General features: G+C 37.9%; 4 protein-coding genes. All 4 read right to left on the minus strand.

The features are described 5' to 3' along the window. On the minus strand, window positions 1-623 hold a 623-nt coding region (locus tag AC1DND_RS26135), incomplete at its 3' end, for a DUF6607 family protein (protein WP_477585547.1). Between the two features lie 99 nt (window positions 624-722). Continuing rightward, window positions 723-1,706 carry a PepSY-associated TM helix domain-containing protein gene (locus AC1DND_RS26140; protein ID WP_477585549.1) on the minus strand — a complete coding sequence of 328 codons (984 nt, stop codon included), beginning with the start codon at window positions 1,704-1,706 and terminating at the stop codon, window positions 723-725. Window positions 1,707-1,782: 76 nt separating this feature from the next. Further along, on the minus strand, window positions 1,783-2,493 hold the full coding sequence (locus tag AC1DND_RS26145; RefSeq protein WP_477585551.1) for a DUF4198 domain-containing protein: 711 nt from the start codon (window positions 2,491-2,493) through the stop codon (window positions 1,783-1,785). Between the two features lie 66 nt (window positions 2,494-2,559). Further along, window positions 2,560-2,894: TonB-dependent receptor domain-containing protein (locus tag AC1DND_RS26150; protein ID WP_477585553.1), on the minus strand; the 335-nt coding region annotated here is incomplete at its 5' end.

Below are 2,894 nucleotides of genomic sequence, written 5' to 3' on the forward strand. Positions count from 1 at the left end.
ATTTTTTTATTGTCCTGCTCAAACATCCAACCATTTTTAGTAATGGTAATTCTGCTGCCACGGTTTAACACGTTGTAATCTTTACGCACAGTAGATTCTCTTCTTGGTAGTGGAGAATCTGTTTCGCTCGACCAAGAGTCGTGACCACCAACATGGCTCCATGTTCCGTAACCCTGGTAACGTGGACTATCGTCAACCTGATAAACTTTTTGTGTCCATTTTCCTTTTACATTGGCTGGCGTTAAATTGCCTTTTTTCCATGCATTACCTTCGGTATAAAGCATAATATTGGTGTCTTCATACGTCCAATCCTGGCGCCAGTGTTTAATAACCGTGGTATCATTAATGGCCAACATGTGTTGAATTACAATTCTTTTAGGTTCATCAACAATAATCTCTGCCCATTCGTTACCATGGCTTTCGTAAGGCTTACTGAATTTGTAGTTTGGATCTGGAGCGGTAACTTCACCGTAGTTGAAATTCACTTCATAAAAACCAGCCAATGATTTTATTGCTTTTCTATCCTTTTCTAGTTTTTCTTCCGGAGAGTCAACTTTTGTTTGTGCATTAGTATTAAGGGTAATCAAACCGGTTAATACTAAAATTAGGTTTAAAAATTTCATTTTTATTATTAATTAGGGTGTGCTTAGCTTTCCGCCACTGCGGTATTTTTTTTCTTTTTTCCTTTCCCCCACCAGATAATGAATCCGGTTATGGGTAAGCTACTGATCGAACTGAAGTACGTCGTAATTCCAAAACGTTTCTCTGCCCCGGTATCCTGTGGCGTAGATGGTTGCCGAACCGCCATTGGCAGGCGACATGGCAATACGATCTTCATTTTTAAATATTTTTCTGGCTTGCTCAAAAGCAATATCAAAAGGAATTGAAGTAATGGTTTTGGTCGAATCTGATTTAACTTCTACCATTTTTGGGGGTGTGGTACTTCCTGAGGCTACTACGTAAACCGTGGTTTGGAACCATTGAAATGCCCAAACCAGGCCGGTTAAGCCCAGCATTAGGCATATCAGCATTACATAAAAACCCAGCACATTGTGCATGTCGTAATTAATGCGTTTAAACTTGGCTTTCCACTTTACTTTAAAGCTCTTATCGAAGTTTGATTTTTTTAGGTTTTTAGGCCACCACATCACCATTCCAGAAATGAGGAGAAATACAAAAATGAAGGTAGACCATCCAATAATCTGCTGGCCAATGGGATGATTGATCAACAAACTCCAATGGATCATTTTAATTATACCAAAAAACTCATATTTATAATCGGCAACTAAAGTTACTTTTCCGGTATAAGGGTTAATCAGCACAACATCGTAATAATCTATAGAATCGAAATACCAGAATGCCTTAGCGTCGCCAGGTTTATAAACGCCAAGTTCCCATGCCCTTTCTGGTGCTTTATATGCAGAAACAAAGGTGATTTTCTTTTTATTCCCCAGTGCTTTTTCGGCATTGGCCTGTAGTACGCTTAATGGTAGGGTTTTAGGATTTGATGGAACTTCTACAAAAATCTCCTTGTGGCGAATGAGTTCGGTAATTTCTTTTTGAAAAACATAAATACAACCGGTAATGCCCAACATCAGTACGATTAAACCAGATGTGATACCCAGCCATAGGTGCAGCCAGTCGCTTATCCGCCTTAAACGCGATTTCTTGTTTTTTGATTTGGTTGATGTTTTTGTTAGTGCCATTCGCAAAGCTGTATTAATAAAAGAACCAATTAGCCTTTTTTAAGACTAATTGGCTTTAAATTTTATAAAATTTCGACTATTTAACTTCAGTAGTATAAGTTACCAAATGCCAAACTTTATCGTAGTCTTTTCCATTTAATTTTCCTGGCGTTTTATCTTCAGTAAAAGCTTCCAGAAAATAATTTCCTTTTTTTTCTGGTTTGAAAATGAATTTTCCTTCCGCATCTGTTTCAGTAGGTTGTGCTTTTCTTTCAGCATTTACAACTGTTAACTTTTGTTTTGCAAAAGGTGCTGTGTTGTAAATTACCTGATGAACTGAAGTTTCTCCAACGGTTAAAGCGTGTTTATCTGGTCTGATAGTTAATGCCGCAGCTGCCGGAAAACTGGTGTTTATTTTTGCGTTCCCTACGGCAACGTCTGCAAAAGCATAATATTCAATTTTAGCTTTTTCATAAACCGCTGCAACTTCATGTACTACAGAAAGTTTATAGGTGCCTTCTTGATCCGGTGTGAAACTGGCTTTGAAGAAACGTACATCAGCAGTGGTTGGTAAAACCTTGGTTGTTCCATTTGGAGCAGTTAAAACCAGCTTAAATTCTTTTAGGTTACTAAACCACTTGGCTGCAGAATCTGGTTCGTTACTCTCGTATTCGCCGAAGAAAACTTTTACTTCCTGTGCTTGTCCTTTTTTGCCTGTTGAGGCTGTTTCTATCCATAAAGCATGTGCAAATGCACTAGAAATGCTAAAGGTTAGAAAGAAAAATAGTAATGAGATTTTAGTTTTCATGTTTTCTGGGTTGGGGTTTAAAACCAGGAGAAATTGATCTGATCCAGCTTCTCCTGATTGATTTAATTAAAATTTGTAAGTAACACTTCCAGTAAAGGTTCTCAGGTCCTGAGGGTTCATGGTGCTGTAACCTGTCCAGTATTTTTGATTGGTAAAATTGTCTGCTTTAACACCAAGTCTAAATCTATGATGATCATAAAATACTGATGCGTTAAAAACCTCATAAGCAGGTAATATAAATACGCCTTGGCTAACACTGTTTACAATTTTATTGTCGCTGGCATAATTACCGCCGGCACCTAATCCAAAACCTTTAAGTGATCCTGTAGCGAATTTATAACTGATCCATAAATTTGCTGAATAAGGCGCTGCCGAATAAGCATCTCTTCTGCCTTCTACAT

Source organism: Pedobacter sp. 01N416 (genome assembly GCF_056399685.1).